Raw genomic sequence first — 16,229 nt, forward strand, 5'->3', positions numbered from 1 at the left:
GCGGCGTCGGGCGGCGGGAGCGGCCCGCGCCGGACCGCTCCCGCCGCCCACTGTGCGCCGCCCGCCCGCGGGGCCGGTTCAGACGCGCCACCGGGGCACCGAGGTTCAGCCCTGCGGCGGCTGCTCCACGGCGTCGGCGACCCGCCGGGGCTCGTCCTGCCGCTGGACCCGCGCCTCGGTGCGGTGGCCGCGCGCGATGTAGTCCCGTACGACGGCTTCCACCGCGTCCTGCGGAGAGCCGACCCCGGCGAGGACCATCACCTCCACCACGAGTTCGGCGTCGAGGCTGATGTTGACCTTGGCCACGGGTACCCCCTTCGTCCCAGTCGTCGTGCGAGGGACTGTAGCCGCATCGCCGCCGCGGATTCCCCGGTTCCCCCACCGGCTCCCGGCCGTTGCCACTACGGTCTCCCTACGCACACCCCCGCTGGCACGTTTTGCCACTCCCGGGACGGGTGCGCCCTTCCCCTTCCGCCCCGCCCTGGAGTCCCGTGTACCCACCTCCGCACACGCACCCGTACGGCTTCACGCCCGCGCCGCCCGTCCGGCGCTGGTGGCAGCACCCCGCACTGATCGTCACGGCCCTGGTCCTGCTGCCTCCGGCCGGCATCGTGCTGGCGTGGACGAGCCGTTGGAGCCAGGGCAAGAAGATCGTCGCGACCGTGCTCTCCGGCCTCTGGTTCCTGTTGATCCTCGTCTCGGACCCGCCGGAGAAGACGGACGACGCCAAGGCGCTGCCGGTGGCCGCCCGGACGGCGACGCCGACACCCCCGGCCTCCTCCAGCCCGGCTCCGCCGCCCTCTCCTTCCCCGTCCGCACCCGCGCCGGCCGAGCCGCAGATGCCGTCCGTGGTGGGGAAGTCGTTCGCCGAGGCCGAGAAGGCCGTGAAGGACGGGGGCGGGGCCGGGCTGACCGCGCTCAGCGCCTACCGCGACGTCGCGCTCCCCGCGCCCCACGCGGACTGGACCGTCTGCTTCCAGGGGCTGCCGGCCGGCTCCCCGATCGCGGCCCGGCTCGCCGCCCCGTCCGTCCACCTGGTCGCCCGCGGGACCCCGTGCCCGGCCCGCGAGGGCGCGGACCTGCGCCCGAGTCCGGCGCCGACACCGACGCCCACGCCCCCGCCGCCACCCCCGCAGGACGAGTCCGACGGCAGCGGCGGATCCTCCTCGTCCTCCGGCGGGACGGGCGACGGCGACAGCGGTACGCCGGTCAAGCGCGCGGGCTCGTTCTGCGCGCCCGCCGGAGCCGCCGCCGTCACCTCCGCCGGCACCCCGCTCGTCTGCGGACCCGGCTCCGACGGGCGCAACCGCTGGCGCCGGGGCTGATTCACGCCCGCCCGCAACGGCGCGAGGCCCCCGCCCGGCAGGGGGCGGGGGCCTCGCGGTGGTCTGGTACCCGGGCCGGACGGGGCGCCCGGGCCGGATCGGGGGCTACGCGTTGGGGCGCAGCGTCCACACCACGGTCATCTCGCCCGTCACGGCCTCGTCCTCGCGCTGGATGGCGATGGTGACGGGGAACTCGGGGCGGCCGCCGGCGTCGAGCTCGGCGACGACGTCCGCGATCGGGCGGCCGAGGGTGGCGGTGGCGGTGACGACGCCCTTGGCGAGCTTCTTGTAGCCGATCTCGGCCTTGACGGCCAGCGGTACCGCGCGCGAGAGCTGGTCGCCGAAGGCGGCCAGGACGATCGCGCCGCTCGCGGACTCGGCGAGGGTGAACATGGCGCCCGCGTGCGGGCCGCCGACGTGGTTGTGGAAGTCGGGCTGGTCCGGAAGCCGGACGACCGCACGCTCGGGGGTGGTCTCCAGGAACTGGAGGTTCAGGGTCCGTGCCATCGGCACCGTCGCGGCGAGCAGTTCGCCCACGTTCATCTGGTCTGCGCTCATGACGCGGATGTTACCCGCGGGTAGGTGCGGTTGGCCAGAGTCGGGCCGGGGGCGGCCGTGGCCCCCGGAGACCACTCCCACTATGGTTACCGGCCATGTGGCCAGGACAGCAGCAGCCGCCCGGGGGCGAGCAGAACCCTCAGGACGCGCAACAGAACCCGTACCAGCAGCAGCCGGGACAGCCGGGGCAGCCGAACCCGTACCAGCAGCCCGGACACGGTGAGCAGCAGCCCGGCTACGGGTACCCCCAGCAGGGGTACCAGACGCCGCCACCGGTCCAGCCCTGGGAACAGCCCCAGCAGGCTCCGCCACCGCCCGGCGGCGGCAGCCCGTACTCCACCAGGACGGTGGCCATCGTCGCCGCCTCGGCGGTCGTCGTGGCGGCCGCCGCCACCGGCGCCTTCGTCCTGACCCGGGACGACAAGACGAACGAGGCGAACGACAAGCCCGCCGCCGCCTCCTCGGCCCCGGCGTCCTCCGCGCCCGCCCCGGCGGGCACGAGCCCGAACCCGCGGGCCGGCGGCGACGTCAAGCCCGTGGTCCCGGGCTGGAAGGTGGTCCTCAACCCGAAGTACGGCACCGCCTTCGACGTCCCGCCGGAGTGGAACGTGCTGGGCTCGGGCACGTCGATCGGCTTCGAGGACGAGGTGAAGAAGGACGGTGGCCCGGTCGTGATGATGTCGGGCCCCGCCTACCTCAAGGAGGACTGGTGCAAGGTCGACTCCGACAAGAACGGCAGTGAGGAGACGACCTCGCTGGCCGGCACCGGCACCAAGGGCGGCCAGGGCGCCAAGGACACCGCCGAGGCCGTGCGCAACGAGGCCGGCACCTGGGCGTTCGCCGGATACGCGCAAAAGGCGCCGAAGGGCACCGTGAAGGTCTCCGAACCGAAGGAGTACACCACCTCTTCCGGGCTCAAGGGCCACATGGCGACCGCCACCGCGCCGGGCATCGCCAAGGAGAACAAGTGCTCCTCCGACGGCAAGTCCATCGCCTTCAGCTTCAAGACCGCGAACGGTGACTTCTCCAGCTGGGTCCTCTACAGCGCCGCCGGAGTTCCGGACGAGGTCCCCCAGGCGACGCTCGAGAAGATCATGAGCACCGTCCGCCTCTCCGCGGGCTGACCTCCCGCCGCCCTCGGTCCGGGCCGACAATCCGTTTGGATTCTCGGCCCGGGCCGTGGATAGTCCGGGGGTGAGTCCTTCCCCCGCGGCCCCGCCCCGTCCGGCCGCGCGCCGCCGCCGCCCCGAATGGGCCGGCCGGAACTACAGCCTGCTGACGGGCGCCGCGGTCGTCACGAACCTCGGGAGCCACGGGGCGCTGATCGCCGCGTCCTTCGCGGTCCTGGAGACCGGCGGCTCCGGCTGGGACGTCGGTCTCGTCACGGCCGCCCGTACGCTCCCGCTCGTCCTGTTCCTGCTCGTCGGCGGGGCGATCGCCGACCGGCTGCCCCGGCACCGCGTGATGGTCGCCGCCAACACCCTCAACTGCGTCTCGCAGGCCGCCTTCGCGCTGCTGGTCCTGGCCGGAGACCCGCAGCTGTGGCAGATGATGCTGCTGACCGGCCTGTGCGGCACCGGTACGGCCTTCTTCAACCCGGCCGCCGAGGGCATGCTCCTGTCCACCGTCTCCGGCGAGCACGCGAACCGCGCGTTCGCCCTGTTCCGGATGTCCATGAACGGCGCCGGGATCGGCGGCGCGGCGCTCGGCGGCGCCATGATCGCCGCGTTCGGTGCGGGCTGGGTGCTCGCCGTCGACGCGGCCGCCTTCGCCGTCGCGGGCGCGATGCGCGCCTTCCTCGACGTCAGTCACATCCCCGAACGCGAGCCGGGCGGCGGGCTGCTGTCCGACCTGCGCGAGGGCTGGGTGGAGTTCCGGACCCGGCCGTGGCTGTGGAGCATCGTGCTCCAGTTCGCCGTCGTGGTCGGCGTGATCAGCGCCGCGGAGGCGGTGTACGGGCCGCTGGTCGCGCGGGATTACCTGGGCGGGGCGGCGCCCTGGGGCCTGGCCCTGGCCTTCTTCGGTCTCGGCACCATCGGCGGCGCCGTGCTGATGATGGTCTGGAAGCCGCGCCGGCTGCTGCTCGTCGGCACGCTCTGCGTGTTCCCGATGGCGCTGCCCTCGGCGGGGCTGGCGATCCCGCTGCCCGTGTGGGGGCTGTGCGTGGTGATGCTCGTCAGCGGGGTCTCGATCGAGGTGTTCGGCGTCAACTGGATGACGACGATGCACCAGGAGATCCCCGAGGACAAGTTCTCCCGGGTCTCCGCCTACGACTGGTTCGGCTCGCTGTCGATGACGCCGCTGGCCACCGCCCTCGCGGGCCCCGCCGAGTCCGCCTTCGGCCGCTCCCCCGCGCTGTGGGGCTGCGCGGCCCTGGTGCTGCTGCCGACGGCGGCGGTGCTGCTGGTGCCGGACGTACGCCGGATCACCCGCAAGGCCGGGCCGGCAAGCCCGCCCCCGGTGCCCGCCGTCGAGCCGGCCGGGTCGCTCACCCCAGGCTGAACGCGCCCTCCGGCGGCTCCGGTGAGGCCACCGCCTCCGCGTCGCCGACCGGCCGGGCCCCCCGTACGAACCGGGCCAGCCCCGCCCCGAACTCCACCCGGGCGGGGAACGCGTCGGAGGCACAGCGCCGGGCCAGTTCCGCCACCGGCAGCCCGCCGTCCGACGCCAGCAGCACCGCGTTCCCGAACCGCCGCCCCCGCAGCACCGCGGGCTCCGCGAGCAGGGCCAGCTCCCCGAACACCGCTGCGAAGGTGGCCAGTTGCCCGCGCAGGAAGTCGAAGGGAGCGCCGTCGGCCAGGTTGGCCGCGTACAGCCCCCCGGGCCGCAGCACCCGCGCCGCCTCCCGCGCGTACTCCACGGACGTCAGCCGGGCCGGCACCCGCGAGCCGCCGAACACGTCGGCCACCACCACGTCCGCGCTCGCCGGGGGCGCCTCCTCCAGCCAGGTCCGGGCGTCGGCCGCGTGCACCGTCACCCCGGCGTCCGCGGGCAGCGGCAGGTGCTCGGCGACCAGCTCCACCAGGCCCGTGTCGAACTCGACGACCGTCTGCCGCGATCCCGGCCGGGTCGCCGCGGCGTACCGCGGCAGGGTGAGCGCGCCGCCGCCCAGGTGCAGCAGGTCCAGCGCGCGCCCCGGCTCCGCGGCCCGGTCCAGCACGTGCGCGAGGCGGCGGACGTACTCGAACTCCAGGTGCTCCGGGTCGTCCAGGTCCACGTACGACTGCGGCGCCCCGTCGACGGTCAGCAGCCAGGCCCGCTCCCGGTCCACGTCCGGCATCAGTTTCGCGGTGCCCTGGTCCACGTCCCGGACGACCGGGATCTGTTCGTCGCTCACCCCACCATTGTCGGCCCGTCCCCGGCCGGGCCGGACCGCCCCCGCGCCCCGCCGGGACCGCCCGCGCCCGCGGCACCCGCCGCGATCACCCGGGCCCCGGGCCGCCGGTCGCCGGTCGCCGGCCGCCTCAGCCCGACCAGACCGCCCGCGCCTCGGCGACGTGCCCGGCGGCCTGGTCGAGGCCCGCCCGCGCGGCCGGGTCGCGCCGGGCCGGGTCCAGGACGTTGCGGCCGAACACCTTGCGGGCCGCCGCCGACGGGGTGATCAGCAGGACCCGGGCGCCGGCCGCGCGCAGCCGGGCCGTCTGGGCGGCCGGCGAGGGGATCAGCCCGGCGCCCATCGCCATCGGGGCGAGCACCACCACCCGCGCGTAGCCCGCGGCCAGGTCGGCGTTGGTGGCGGAGCGGATGCCCCCGTCGATGAACCGGCGCCCGCCGACCGTGACCGGCGGCCAGACCCCGGGCACCGCGCAGCTCGCCGAGACGGCGTCGACCAGGCCGCCCCCGCCGTCCCGGTCGAAGGCCTTGAGCTCGCCGCTCAGTGCGTCGACGGCGGTGACGACCAGGCGCCGCTCGGGCCACTCGTGCGAGACCAGCCGCGCCTCCAGTACCGTGCGCCGCTCGGCCTCGGGGCCGGTGTCCGCGGCCAGCGCGAGCGCGCCGACCCGCCGCCGGTAGGCCTTCACGTCGCGCGAGCGCGCCATCGCGAGGGCGTAGCGGGCGATGAGGCCCGCCCCGAGCCGCGCCGGGAGCTCGCCGCGCGGGTCGCCGAGCTGGCGCTCGTACAGCTCCTGCGGGGTGAGCCGTCCCGAGGTGAGCTGGGCGCCGACGACCGAGCCGGCCGAGGTGCCGATGACGAGGTCGGCGGTGGTGAGGTCGACCCCGGCCCGGGCGAGCCCGTACAGGATCCCGCACTCCCAGCCGACCCCGGTCAGCCCCCCGCCGCCCAGCACCAGTGCCGTGTCGCCGCCCATCGCCGTCCGCCCCCTCGTTGCCGCGTCCCGTACGCCCCGCGGCAGCCCGCGGTGACGACAGGCAGTCTGGCGCAGCCTGCCCGCCGCCACCACGGAGGGGCCTCGATCAGTACGGCCGGATCACTCCAGGACCGCCGTCACGGTGCCCGCGCCGACCGTGCGGCCGCCCTCGCGGATCGCGAAGCCGAGGCCCGACTCCAGCGGCACGTCCCGCCCGAGCTCGACGGTCATCTCGACCGTCTCCCCCGGCCGGGCCGTGCCGGCCTCGCCCAGGTCCACGTCGCCGACCACGTCGGCGGTGCGGATGTAGAACTGTGGCCGGTACCCGCTGACGACCGGGGTCGTCCGGCCGCCCTCGCGCCCCGACAGCACGTACACCCGCGCCGTGAACCGCCGCCTGGGCACGACGCTGCCGGGCGCGGCCACCACGTGTCCGCGGCGCACACCGTCGCGCGGGACCCCGCGCAGCAGCAGCGCGACGTTGTCGCCGGCCTCGGCGGACTCCATCGGCTTCCCGAAGGTCTCCAGACCGGTGACGACCGTCTCGACCGGCTCGCCGTCGCCGCCGAGCACGCTCACCCGGTCGCCGAGCCGTACGCCGCCCCGCTCGACGGCGCCGGTGACGACGGTCCCGCGCCCGGTGATGGTGAGCACGTTCTCCACCGGCAGCAGGAAGGGCGCGTCCGTGTACCGCACGGGCATGGGCACGTACGTGTCCACCGCGTCCAGCAGCGCCTCGATCGCCGCGGTCCACCGCGGGTCGCCCTCCAGCGCCCCGAGTCCGGAGACCCGTACGACGGGCGCAGCGTCCCCGCCGTAGCCGTGGGCGGTGAGCAGCTCGCGGACCTCCAGCTCGACCAGGTCGGTGAGCTCGGGGTCGCCGGCGTCGGCCTTGTTCAGGGCGACGACGACGTGGTCGACGCCGACCTGCCGGGCGAGGAGCACGTGCTCGGCGGTCTGCGGCATGACCCCGTCGAGCGCGGAGACGACGAGGATCGCCCCGTCGAGCTGCGCGGCCCCGGTGACCATGTTCTTGATGAAGTCGGCGTGGCCGGGCATGTCGACGTGGGCGTAGTGGCGGGTGTCGGTCTCGTACTCGACGTGGGTGAGGTTGATGGTGATCCCCCGCCGGGCCTCCTCCGGGGTCCGGTCGATCCGGTCGAAGGGCACGAAGGCCGCGCCGCCGCGCTCGGCGAGGACCTTGGTGATGGCGGCGGTGAGGGTGGTCTTGCCGTGGTCGACGTGACCCATGGTGCCGATGTTGAGGTGCGGCTTGGTCCGCACGAAGGCCGTCTTGGCCATGATGTTCTTTCCCGTGGCTCGAAGCTGGAACGGGACCCCGGAACCGGGCCGACCCTCCCCCTGCGGGGTCCGCCGGACTGTCCGGGAAGGGTCAGCTTCGTGCGCCGTCGAATGCGGCGAAGGAGGGTGCTTCCGCACCGGCGGCAGCCTTCGGCGCGTCCGCGACTGCGGACGGCGCTGCGGGGAAGGCGTACCGGGACATGCCCCTGATCGTGCCGGACGGTCCCCGCGCCGTCGAATGGTTTTCGCGCGCGAACGCGACCTCGGTCAGCAGTTCTTGAGCGCCTCGCGCACGGACAGCGGGGACAGCCGGGGGCGTTCGGCCTCCACGAAGGCGCGGACCGCGTCCGCGTCGGTCCTCGCGTACTCCCGCAGGCTCCAGCCGATGGCCTTGCGGATGAAGAAGTCCGGGTGGCCGGCCTGTCGGCGGCAGTAGCCGAAGAGCCGGCCGGTGTCCGTGGCGTCCTTGTGGCGCAGCTGGTGCAGGAGGGCGGTGCGGGCGACCCAGAGGTCCTCGTCCCCGATCCACTCGTCCATGTCGGTCCGCAGCGCCGGGTCGGCGGCCACCAGCGGGCCCACCGTGTGCGCGGCGAGCAGGTCGACGGTGTCCCACCAGGGGTCGGTCACGACGAGGTGCCGCACCACCGGCAGCAGGGCGGAGGAGCAGCGGGAGACGTGCCGGCGCAGGTAGTCCACGGCGAAGTACCGGTACTCGCGCTCGGGGAGCCGCCAGCAGCGCAGGGCGAGCGCGGCGCAGTCCGCCTCCCGGGGGACGGGGGTGTCCTGGGTCACCGCCTTCGACAGCTCGCGGCGCAGCGGGGTCGGGAGCCCCAGGAAGGGCGAGACGCCCTTCATGTACGCGGCCATCGCCGCGGCCCGTACGGGGTCGGCGGCGCCCGCGTAGACCGCGGTCAGCCGGTCCACGAGGGTGTCCGCGAGGGCGCTGCGGGGAACCCCCGGCGGTCGCGGGTCGTTCGGCTGCATGAGGCCCAGATTACGGCGCGGAGTCCCGCAGGTCGGTTAGTCTCCCGGAATGTCCCTCCTCCTCGCGCCGTGGTTCCGGCTGTCGCTCCTCGTCGTGCTGCTCTCCGCGGCCGGCGTGGGCGTGCTGCTGTACGAGCCGCAGCGGATCCTCTCGGAGGGCTGGCTCCCGGGCCTGCCCGTGGGGACGGCGGTCCTGCTGTTCGCAGCCGTGTACGGGGTGTGCGCGGCGGCGTTCGTGCCGCGCCCGCTGCTGAACCTGGCCGCCGGAGCCGTCTTCGGTACGCAGTTCGGCCTGCTCGCGGCGGTCGGCGGCACCGTGCTCGGCGCCGCGATCGCGTTCGGCCTGGGCCGGTACATGGGCCAGGAAGCCCTGCGCCCGTACGTGCGCGGCCGCTGGCTGCGCGCGGCCGACGGCCAGCTCAGCCGGCACGGGTTCCGCTCGATGATCGCCGTCCGCCTCTTCCCCGGCGTGCCGTTCGTGGTGGCCAACTACTGCGCGGCGGTCTCCCGCTGCGGCTGGGTGCCGTTCCTGTCCGCAACCGCGCTCGGGGTCGTCCCGAACACCACCGCGTACGTGATCGCGGGGGCCAACGCCTCCTCCCCCGGTTCGCCCGCCTTCCTGGTCTCGTTCGGTTTCATCGTGGTCTCCGTGGTGGCCGCCGGAGCGGTCGCCTGGCGCAAGCGGCACCGCCTGGCACCGCCCCGGCCGCTCGGGACCGCGCACGAACGGGCGCCCCAGCACCCCCCGGTGGTCAGCGCCGCCCCGCACGGGCCCTAGCATCGGACGCGAACTGCCCAACGATCACAAGGACGAGCGCACCCCGACATGAGCTGGTTCGAATCCCTAATCCTCGGTCTCGTCCAGGGGCTTACGGAGTTCCTCCCGATCTCCTCCAGTGCCCACCTGCGGCTGACCGCGGCGTTCGCCGGCTGGCACGACCCGGGAGCGGCCTTCACCGCCATCACCCAGATCGGCACCGAGGCGGCCGTGCTGATCTACTTCCGCAAGGACATCGCGCGGATCGTCTCCACCTGGTTCCGCTCGCTCTACACCAAGGCCCTGCGCTCCGAACAGGACGCGAAGATGGGCTGGCTGGTGATCGTCGGATCGATTCCGATCGGTGTCCTCGGCCTCGTGTTCAAGGACCAGATCGTGGGCCCGGCACGTGACCTGCGGCTGACCGCCACCACCCTCATCGTGATGGGCATCGTGCTCGGCGTCGCCGACCGCCTGGCCGCGCGCGACGAGGAGGGCGGCAGGCACCGCGCGATCCGCGAGCGCAAGACGCTGGGGCAGCTGAGCGTCAAGGACGGTCTCGTCTTCGGCTTCTGCCAGGCGATGGCCCTGATCCCGGGCGTCTCGCGCTCCGGTGCGACGATCTCGGGCGGCCTGCTGCTGGGCTTCACCCGTGAGGCGGCCGCCCGCTACTCCTTCCTCCTCGCGATCCCGGCCGTGCTGGCGTCGGGCGCGTTCGAGATCCTGGACGTGGTCGAGGAGCCGGGCCACATCTCGTGGGGGCCGACGATCTTCGCGACGGTCATCGCGTTCTTCGTGGGATACGTCGTCATCGCGTGGTTCATGAAGTTCATCTCCACCAAGAGCTTCATGCCGTTCGTGATCTACCGGATCCTGCTGGGCATCGTCCTGTTCGTACTGATCGGCATGGGTGTACTGAGCCCCCACGCGGGCGAGTCCGGCTCGTAGCGGCGACCCCGCTCACCGCTTCGCGTGAACCGGAGGCCGCTCGGGAACGTTCCCGGGCGGCCTCCGCGTCGTTGTGCCTGAGAGACCTGAAGGCGAGCAACAGGGGGTGTCCCATGGGTCGAGTGGTGTTGGAGCGGTTTCCGGCCGGAAGTCCGAGGGGGAGCTGGCCGGCCGAGGAGTACGCGGCGCAGCGCCTGCGCGAGGGCGTGCAGGCCGAGGTGGTGATGGACCTGGACAGCGACGCGTTCCTCGTCGTGGTGCGGCAGCGGGAGGTGCGTTCCGGTCACTGACCGCCCGCGGGGGGCTCCGGCGGGCGCGCGCCCCTTGGCCTCGGCCCCCGGCAGCCCCACACTGTCCCGATGACGCAGCGTGTGGACCTCGCGACGGTAATGGACCGGCTGGCGATCGACGAGGTGGTCTCGGGGTACGCGGTGGCCGTCGACGACGGTGACTGGGCGGCGTACCGCGCCCTGTTCGCCCCGGGTGGGCGGGCCGACTACAGCTCGGCGGGCGGTGTCGAAGGGCCGGCCGGGGAGGTCGCGGACTGGCTCGCCGAGACCATGAAGCTCTTCCCGGTGCGGCAGCACCTCATCGTGAACCGGCTGATCCGGGTCGAGGACCTGGGCGGCTCGCCCGGCGACACGGCCCGGGTGCGGGCCGACTTCCTCAATCCGATGCGACTGGCGGGGCCCGAGTTCGACGGGACCGTCACCGCGCCCAACTTCGTCGCGGCCGGGCGCTACGCCTTCGAGCTGGCCCGCACCCGCGACGGCTGGCGGCTGACCGGGGTCACGGTCCACGAGAAGTGGCGGCACGCTTCCGCCTGACCGGGCCCCGGGCGCGCGGCTGATCCACACTGGAGGCGGAGGCATGCCATGGTCCCGATGAGCGGTGCCCGGATCCCGGGCCGGCGGATCGCCGCCGCGGTCCTCGCCGGGGCGCTGCCCGCCCTCGCCTTCCCCGCGCCCGCGCTGTGGTGGTTCGCATACGTCGCCCTCGTGCCCTGGATGCTGCTGCTGAGGTCGGCCCCCACCTGGCGGCGGGCGGCCCTGGAGGGCTGGCTGGGCGGCGCCGCCTTCATCGTGGCCGTCCACCACTGGCTGCTGCCCAGCCTGCACGTGTTCCTGGTGCCGGTGGCCGCGCTGCTCGGCCTGCTGTGGATCCCCTGGGCGCTGCTGGTGCGGGATCTGCTCGGCGGTACCCCCTCGGCCGGCCGGGCGGGCGCCGCGCTGGTCCTCGTACCGGCGGGGTGGCTGCTGTCGGAGCTGGTCCGGTCCTGGCAGGGGCTGGGCGGGCCCTGGGGGCTCCTGGGAGCGAGCCAGTGGCAGGTGCCGCCCGCGCTGCGGCTGGCCTCGGTGGGCGGGGTGTGGCTGGTCGGCCTCGCCGTGGTGGCGGTGAACTGCGCGGTGGTGCTGCTGACGGCGGTGCCGGGCGCGCGGGCCCCGGCGGTGGCCGGGCTGACGGGGTGCGCGGTGCTGACGGGCGTGGTGTGGCTGGGGGCGCCGTCCCCCGAGGTGTCGGGGCGGCTGCGGGTGGCCGTCGTGCAGCCGGGACCGGTGGCGGACGGTCCGGACAGCACGGAGCGGCGGTTCGCCGCCGGGGAGCGGCTGACCCGGACGCTGGCCGGGAGACCGGTCGATTTGGTGGTGTGGGGCGAGAGCAGCGTCGGCGAGGACCTGACGGCCCGCCCGGACCTGGCCCGGCGCCTGGCGGACCTCTCCGCGGAGACGGGGGCCCCGCTGCTGGTGAACGTGGACGCGCGGCAGCCGGACCGCCCCGGGATCCGCAAGAGCGCGGTGCTCGTCGACGCCCGCGGCCCGATCGGCGACCGGTACGACAAGATGCGGCTCGTCCCCTTCGGCGAGTACGTGCCGGCCCGCGCGCTCTTCGGCTGGGCCACCTCGGTCGGCAGGGCGGCCGGCGAGGACCGGGTGCCGGGGGACGCCCCGGTGGTCATGGGACTTCCCGGGGGCGTCCGCGTCGGCCCGCTGGTGTGCTTCGAGTCGGCGTTCCCGGACATGAGCCGCCACCTGGTCCGCCAGGGCGCCGGCCTGCTGGTCGCCCAGTCGTCGACGAGCACCTTCCAGGACAGCTGGGCTCCGGCGCAGCACGCTTCGCTGGCCGCGCTGCGCGCCGCCGAGACCGGCCGCCCGATGGTGCACGCCACCCTGACAGGGATCAGCGCGGTGCACGGCCCGTACGGGGAGCGGGTCGGCGCGGCGCTGCCCACCGCGGCGAGCACGGCGGCCGTGTACGAGGTCCCCACGGCCCGGGGCACGACGCTCTACGTCCGCTTCGGGGACTGGCCGGTGGCGGCGGCCCTCGCCGTACTGGCGGCGTACTGCGCGGCGGAGGGGTCCCGCTCGCTCAGGAGGCCTGCTCGAGGGCCGAGTCCACCACCCGCTCGCACAGCTCGTGGGTGAGGAGTGCGTCCCGGGCGCTGAGGGTGCGGCCCGCCGCGACGGCCTCCAGGAAGGCGTCCACGACCTGCTCGATGCCGCGCTGGCGGGCGACCGGCACCCAGTCCCCGCGGCGCCGGACGGTCGGCTGGCCCTTGTGATCGATGACCTCCGCGAGGTTGACGACCTGCCGCTTGGTGTCCTGTCCGGACACCTCCAGGACCTCTTCGGCGGACCCGGAGCGCCGGTTCATGATGCCGAGCGCGGTGAAACCCTCCCCGGACATCTGGAGCACCACCTGGTGCATCAGGCCCTCGCGCACCACGGCCCGCACGTCGATGTGGTCGGCCTCGGCGGGCAGCAGGAAGCGCAGGGTGTCGACGACGTGGATGAAGTCGTCCAGCACGAGGGTGCGCGGGTCCTCGGGCAGGCCGACGCGGTTCTTCTGCAGGACGATCAGCTCGCGCGGGTGCTCGGCGCACTGCGTGTAGCCGGGCGCGTGGCGGCGGTTGAAGCCGACGGCGAGGGAGACCCCGCGTTCCTCCGCCAGTTCCACCAGCCGGCGCGACTGCGCGAGCTCGTAGGCGAGCGGCTTGTCCACGTACGTCGGCACGCCCGCTTCCAGGAGGCGGGTGACGATCTCGGGGTGGGCGGCGGTCGGGGCGTGCACGAAGGCCGCGTCGAGTCCCTGCGCCAGCAGGGCGTCGAGGTCGGTGTGCCGGCGCGCGGCCGGGACGTGGTGGAGGGCGCCGACCCGCTCCAGCGTGGCGGGGGTCCGGGTCTGCAGGTGCAGCTCTACTCCCGGGCGGGTGGTGAGGACGGGCAGGTACGCCTTTTGCGCGATGTCGCCGAGTCCGATGCAGCCGACCTTCACCGGGGAGCCTCCAGGTTCGTTCCGAGCGGTATTCCCGCAGCTTAATCCCTGGTGGCGGGGGCCCCGTTCGCCCAGGATGAGGGTCATGCACTCCAATGGATCACATCGCACCGAGCCCTCCACCACCGCCGACGAGCGGGAGATGCTGGACGGCTGGCTCGACTACCACCGCTCCACGCTCGCCTGGAAGTGCGAGGGCCTGGGCGACGAGCAGCTGCGCCTGACGCCCCTGAAGCCCTCCGAGCTGAGCCTGCTGGGCCTCGTACGGCACATGGCGGAGGTGGAGCGGTACTGGTTCCGGGAGATCATGCTGGGCGAGGACCTGCCGGAGCTCTACTGCTCCCAGGACGAGCCGGACGGGGACTTCCACTTCACCGACGCGGACACCTGGGCCGACGCGGAGCGGGTCTGGCAGACCGAGGTCGAGCTGGCCCGGCAGGCGTCGGCGGGCCGCTCCCTGGACCTGGTGTCGGACGCGGCCGTCCACCACCGCGGCGAGGTGTTCAGCCTCCGCTGGGTCTACACCCACATGATCGAGGAGTACGCGCGCCACAACGGCCACGCCGACCTGCTGCGCGAGCACGTCGACGGCTCCACAGGCGAGTAGGACCGTCCGCCGGACACCAGCCCCCCGTCACCCGTGCGGAGTGAATATCGCCTCCGGGTTTTCGCAACGGGGTCCTCGCACAGCAGAGTTGTGCGAGTGCATCCAACCCGAACCACGACAACCCTGCTGCTCGGAGTGGCCTGCGCCGTCTCGGCGGTGTCCGGCTGCGTGAGCGTGAACCCCGCTCCCGCGAGGCCCGCGGTCCCGCCCGCCGCCGGGGTGCCGCCGCACCACGCACCGCGCGGCGGGCCGGGAGCCGCCCCGGTGACCGTCCGGGCGCCCGCTCTGGAGGCCCTGGAGGCCGCCCCCGGGCAGCCCGCACGCCCCACGGCGTCCACGCAGGCCCACCGGTCGGCGCAGCACACCGCCCCGGAGGCCTCCGGGGGGCTCCCCCGGACCGCGCCGCCCGTCCCCGACATCCCGGAGCCTCCGGGGCCCGGCGAGCCCGTCACGGAGCGGCAGGGCGGCCGCGGGCACCACGCACGGCCCGACGCCGCTGCCGAGCGGAAGCTGCTGCGGGAGCTGCCGGTGCGCCCGGCGGACGTGTGCGCGCTGGGCCGGCGGCACGGCCGCTGGCATCCGGACAGCCCGGAGGCCCGCATCTGCGCGGGCGTCCAGGGCGGCTGAGCGCCCCCGGGCTACGGTCACCGTGCGGGGCTCCGTACGGGGGCGCGCCTACGGGCACTGTTCCGGGAACGGCCCCGGCCCCGGTCCGGCGCCCGGTTCCCCGGCGAGGCGGCGCTCCAGCCGGGCGATGGCGGCCCGTACGCCGTTGCCGTACCCGTCGTCGGACAGCGCGCCGGTGGCGGCGCGGGCCCGGGCCAGGTGGACCCGGGCCGCCTCGGGGCGCCGCAGCTTGACGTAGTCGGCGGCGAGGCTGAGGTGGAGGGACGGGTAGAACGCCCGCATCGCGCGCCGCGGCTCGGCGGTCCGCCCGGCCGGGATCCACTCCCCCGGCGCGGCCCCCGCGGTGGGGCCGTGGGCCGCGGTCAGGGCCCGCAGGTCCCAGGCCAGCTCCTCGGCGGGATCGTCCTGCGCGTCGGCCATGTAGTGCGCGAGCGTGCAGCGGTGGAGGGAGTCGCCCTCCTCGCCGATCTCGGACCAGATCGCGCCGAGCCGGTTGCGGGCCTCCTCGCGGTCCCCGGCGTGCAGCAGGATGACGGCCTGGCCGATCCGGGTCATGACGGCGTCCTCCGACGCCTCCTGCGGCTCCGTCAACGCGGCCTCCGGCTCGCTCCGCCGGACCTGCGCCGGTCCGGTCGTCACGAAGCTAGCCGGAGGCACCGGCAATGCCGCCGAGGCGCGGGGGGAGGTCAGCCGAGGTCGGGGATCCGCCAGTCGATCGGCTCATGGCCCTGGGCGGCGACAGCGGCGTCGATCTGCGTGAAGGGCCGGGAGCCGAAGAACTTCTTGGCCGACAGCGGGGACGGGTGGGCGCCCTTGACGACCGCGTGCCGCTCCTCGTCGATCAGCGGGAGCTTCTTCTGGGCGTAGGCGCCCCACAGGACGAACACCGCCGGGTCGGGACGGTCGGAGACCGCGCGGATCACCGCGTCGGTGAACTTCTCCCAGCCCTTGGCCTTGTGCGAGTTGGGCTCGGCCTCACGGACGGTGAGCACCGCGTTGAGCAGCAGGACCCCCTGGCGGGCCCACGGCATGAGGTACCCGTTGTCGGGGACCGGCAGGCCGAGTTCCTCCTTCATCTCCTTGTAGATGTTGCGCAGCGAGGGAGGGGTCTTGACACCGGGCTGCACGGAAAAGCACAGGCCGTGGCCCTGGCCCGCGCCGTGGTAGGGGTCCTGTCCGAGGACCAGCACCTTCACCTGGTCGAAGGGGGTGGCCTCCAGGGCCGCGAAGACCTGCTCGCGGGGCGGGTAGACCGGCCCGTTGGCCCGTTCCTTCTCGACGAACTCGGTGAGTTCCCTGAAGTAGGGCTGGTCCAGCTCTCCGCCGAGGACGGGGAGCCAGGACTCGGGCAGCATCTGGGTCACGGGGACAACCTCCGGTACAAGTTCGTGCGACTGCTCCAGAACCTACCGGGGGCCACTGACAGTGCCTCGCCCGCCCGCCCCGGGGGGGGGGGGGCCCGCCCCCCCCCCCCCCCCCCCCCCCCCCCCCCCCCCCGGGGGGCCCCCGCCCCCCCCCCCCCCCCCCCCCGCGCCGGC

The 16,229-nt window shown here is 74.6% G+C and carries 19 protein-coding genes; 10 read left to right on the forward strand and 9 right to left on the reverse strand.

Features of this window, described 5'->3' with window-relative positions; all coding sequences use genetic code 11:
* Positions 1–105 precede the first annotated feature (105 nt).
* Complete coding sequence (locus tag ACFWTC_RS23890) at positions 106–306, reverse strand: type II toxin-antitoxin system VapB family antitoxin (protein WP_383929470.1); 201 nt, start codon at positions 304–306, stop codon at positions 106–108.
* Between the two features lie 185 nt (positions 307–491).
* On the opposite strand from ACFWTC_RS23890, the gene ACFWTC_RS23895 reads away from it, so the two are divergent.
* Positions 492–1,325 (forward strand): hypothetical protein, encoded by an 834-nt coding sequence (locus ACFWTC_RS23895; RefSeq protein ID WP_383929467.1) that lies wholly within the window; start codon positions 492–494, stop codon positions 1,323–1,325.
* Positions 1,326–1,430: 105 nt separating this feature from the next.
* Here ACFWTC_RS23895 and ACFWTC_RS23900 read toward each other — a convergent pair whose 3' ends face one another.
* Entirely contained in the window at positions 1,431–1,868 is a 438-nt protein-coding gene (locus ACFWTC_RS23900; protein WP_383929486.1) for a DUF4442 domain-containing protein, read from the reverse strand.
* A gap of 110 nt (positions 1,869–1,978) precedes the next feature.
* On the opposite strand from ACFWTC_RS23900, the gene ACFWTC_RS23905 reads away from it, so the two are divergent.
* Positions 1,979–3,007, forward strand: coding sequence for a hypothetical protein (locus ACFWTC_RS23905; protein WP_383929464.1), 1,029 nt, complete (start codon positions 1,979–1,981; stop codon positions 3,005–3,007).
* A gap of 70 nt (positions 3,008–3,077) precedes the next feature.
* Entirely contained in the window at positions 3,078–4,385 is a 1,308-nt protein-coding gene (locus ACFWTC_RS23910) for an MFS transporter (RefSeq protein WP_383929461.1), read from the forward strand.
* On the opposite strand, the gene ACFWTC_RS23915 is transcribed toward ACFWTC_RS23910, so the two are convergent.
* The 4 genes from ACFWTC_RS23915 to ACFWTC_RS23930 form a co-directional block, all read right to left on the reverse strand.
* Positions 4,372–5,163 carry a spermidine synthase gene (locus ACFWTC_RS23915; RefSeq protein WP_383929484.1) on the reverse strand — a complete coding sequence of 264 codons (792 nt, stop codon included), beginning with the start codon at positions 5,161–5,163 and terminating at the stop codon, positions 4,372–4,374. The genes ACFWTC_RS23910 and ACFWTC_RS23915 overlap by 14 nt on opposite strands.
* Positions 5,164–5,347: 184 nt before the next feature.
* Entirely contained in the window at positions 5,348–6,193 is an 846-nt protein-coding gene (locus ACFWTC_RS23920) for a patatin-like phospholipase family protein (protein ID WP_383929458.1), read from the reverse strand.
* Between the two features lie 120 nt (positions 6,194–6,313).
* Positions 6,314–7,495 (reverse strand): elongation factor Tu, encoded by a 1,182-nt coding sequence (gene tuf, locus ACFWTC_RS23925; protein ID WP_383929455.1) that lies wholly within the window; start codon positions 7,493–7,495, stop codon positions 6,314–6,316.
* A 267-nt stretch (positions 7,496–7,762) separates the two neighbouring features.
* Positions 7,763–8,479 (reverse strand): DNA alkylation repair protein, encoded by a 717-nt coding sequence (locus ACFWTC_RS23930; RefSeq protein ID WP_383929452.1) that lies wholly within the window; start codon positions 8,477–8,479, stop codon positions 7,763–7,765.
* Positions 8,480–8,528: 49 nt separating this feature from the next.
* Between ACFWTC_RS23930 and ACFWTC_RS23935 the strand changes: the two genes are divergently transcribed.
* The 5 genes from ACFWTC_RS23935 (at position 8,529) to lnt (ending at position 12,607) form a co-directional block, all read left to right on the forward strand.
* Positions 8,529–9,257 carry a TVP38/TMEM64 family protein gene (locus ACFWTC_RS23935; RefSeq protein WP_383929449.1) on the forward strand — a complete coding sequence of 243 codons (729 nt, stop codon included), beginning with the start codon at positions 8,529–8,531 and terminating at the stop codon, positions 9,255–9,257.
* A gap of 48 nt (positions 9,258–9,305) precedes the next feature.
* Entirely contained in the window at positions 9,306–10,184 is an 879-nt protein-coding gene (locus ACFWTC_RS23940) for an undecaprenyl-diphosphate phosphatase (protein WP_383929446.1), read from the forward strand.
* A 113-nt stretch (positions 10,185–10,297) separates the two neighbouring features.
* Positions 10,298–10,474, forward strand: a complete 177-nt coding sequence (locus ACFWTC_RS23945) for a hypothetical protein (RefSeq protein ID WP_351282195.1) — start codon at positions 10,298–10,300, stop codon at positions 10,472–10,474.
* A gap of 69 nt (positions 10,475–10,543) precedes the next feature.
* On the forward strand, positions 10,544–11,011 hold the full coding sequence (locus ACFWTC_RS23950) for a nuclear transport factor 2 family protein (RefSeq protein ID WP_383929443.1): 468 nt from the start codon (positions 10,544–10,546) through the stop codon (positions 11,009–11,011).
* A gap of 57 nt (positions 11,012–11,068) precedes the next feature.
* Complete coding sequence (gene lnt, locus ACFWTC_RS23955) at positions 11,069–12,607, forward strand: apolipoprotein N-acyltransferase (RefSeq protein ID WP_384028330.1); 1,539 nt, start codon at positions 11,069–11,071, stop codon at positions 12,605–12,607.
* Here lnt and ACFWTC_RS23960 read toward each other — a convergent pair.
* A complete protein-coding gene (locus ACFWTC_RS23960; RefSeq protein ID WP_384028328.1) occupies positions 12,552–13,457 on the reverse strand; it encodes a Gfo/Idh/MocA family protein in 906 nt (301 codons plus the stop codon). The two genes, lnt and ACFWTC_RS23960, sit on opposite strands and share 56 nt — an antisense overlap.
* 85 nt (positions 13,458–13,542) lie before the next feature.
* Between ACFWTC_RS23960 and ACFWTC_RS23965 the strand changes: the two genes are divergently transcribed.
* Positions 13,543–14,064, forward strand: coding sequence for a DinB family protein (locus tag ACFWTC_RS23965; RefSeq protein WP_383929435.1), 522 nt, complete (start codon positions 13,543–13,545; stop codon positions 14,062–14,064).
* A 96-nt stretch (positions 14,065–14,160) separates the two neighbouring features.
* Entirely contained in the window at positions 14,161–14,691 is a 531-nt protein-coding gene (locus ACFWTC_RS23970; RefSeq protein WP_384028326.1) for a hypothetical protein, read from the forward strand.
* Positions 14,692–14,739: 48 nt separating this feature from the next.
* Here the strand turns inward: ACFWTC_RS23970 and ACFWTC_RS23975 are convergent, their stop codons facing one another.
* Together ACFWTC_RS23975 and ung are read right to left on the reverse strand one after the other, a co-directional pair.
* Positions 14,740–15,282, reverse strand: coding sequence for a hypothetical protein (locus tag ACFWTC_RS23975; RefSeq protein WP_383929481.1), 543 nt, complete (start codon positions 15,280–15,282; stop codon positions 14,740–14,742).
* Between the two features lie 95 nt (positions 15,283–15,377).
* On the reverse strand, positions 15,378–16,046 hold the full coding sequence (gene ung, locus ACFWTC_RS23980) for a uracil-DNA glycosylase (RefSeq protein WP_383929479.1): 669 nt from the start codon (positions 16,044–16,046) through the stop codon (positions 15,378–15,380).
* Between the last annotated feature and the right edge of the window lie 183 nt (positions 16,047–16,229).

This window comes from Streptomyces sp. NPDC058619 (assembly GCF_042717785.1).
Lineage (GTDB): Bacteria > Actinomycetota > Actinomycetes > Streptomycetales > Streptomycetaceae > Streptomyces.

What these genes read in the sequence shown, in the direction of transcription:
- ACFWTC_RS23930 (WP_383929452.1), bottom strand. Translation starts at nt 8,479, where the DNA reads ATGCAGCCGAACGACCCGCGACCGCCGGGGGTTCCCCGCAGCGCCCTC.
- ACFWTC_RS23935 (WP_383929449.1), top strand. Translation starts at nt 8,529, where the DNA reads ATGTCCCTCCTCCTCGCGCCGTGGTTCCGGCTGTCGCTCCTCGTCGTG.
- ACFWTC_RS23905 (WP_383929464.1), top strand. Translation starts at nt 1,979, where the DNA reads ATGTGGCCAGGACAGCAGCAGCCGCCCGGGGGCGAGCAGAACCCTCAG.
- ACFWTC_RS23965 (WP_383929435.1), top strand. Translation starts at nt 13,543, where the DNA reads ATGCACTCCAATGGATCACATCGCACCGAGCCCTCCACCACCGCCGAC.
- ung (WP_383929479.1), bottom strand. Translation starts at nt 16,046, where the DNA reads ATGCTGCCCGAGTCCTGGCTCCCCGTCCTCGGCGGAGAGCTGGACCAG.
- tuf (WP_383929455.1), bottom strand. Translation starts at nt 7,495, where the DNA reads ATGGCCAAGACGGCCTTCGTGCGGACCAAGCCGCACCTCAACATCGGC.
- ACFWTC_RS23950 (WP_383929443.1), top strand. Translation starts at nt 10,544, where the DNA reads ATGACGCAGCGTGTGGACCTCGCGACGGTAATGGACCGGCTGGCGATC.
- ACFWTC_RS23920 (WP_383929458.1), bottom strand. Translation starts at nt 6,193, where the DNA reads ATGGGCGGCGACACGGCACTGGTGCTGGGCGGCGGGGGGCTGACCGGG.
- ACFWTC_RS23915 (WP_383929484.1), bottom strand. Translation starts at nt 5,163, where the DNA reads ATGCCGGACGTGGACCGGGAGCGGGCCTGGCTGCTGACCGTCGACGGG.
- lnt (WP_384028330.1), top strand. Translation starts at nt 11,069, where the DNA reads ATGAGCGGTGCCCGGATCCCGGGCCGGCGGATCGCCGCCGCGGTCCTC.
- ACFWTC_RS23945 (WP_351282195.1), top strand. Translation starts at nt 10,298, where the DNA reads ATGGGTCGAGTGGTGTTGGAGCGGTTTCCGGCCGGAAGTCCGAGGGGG.
- ACFWTC_RS23900 (WP_383929486.1), bottom strand. Translation starts at nt 1,868, where the DNA reads ATGAACGTGGGCGAACTGCTCGCCGCGACGGTGCCGATGGCACGGACC.
- ACFWTC_RS23940 (WP_383929446.1), top strand. Translation starts at nt 9,306, where the DNA reads ATGAGCTGGTTCGAATCCCTAATCCTCGGTCTCGTCCAGGGGCTTACG.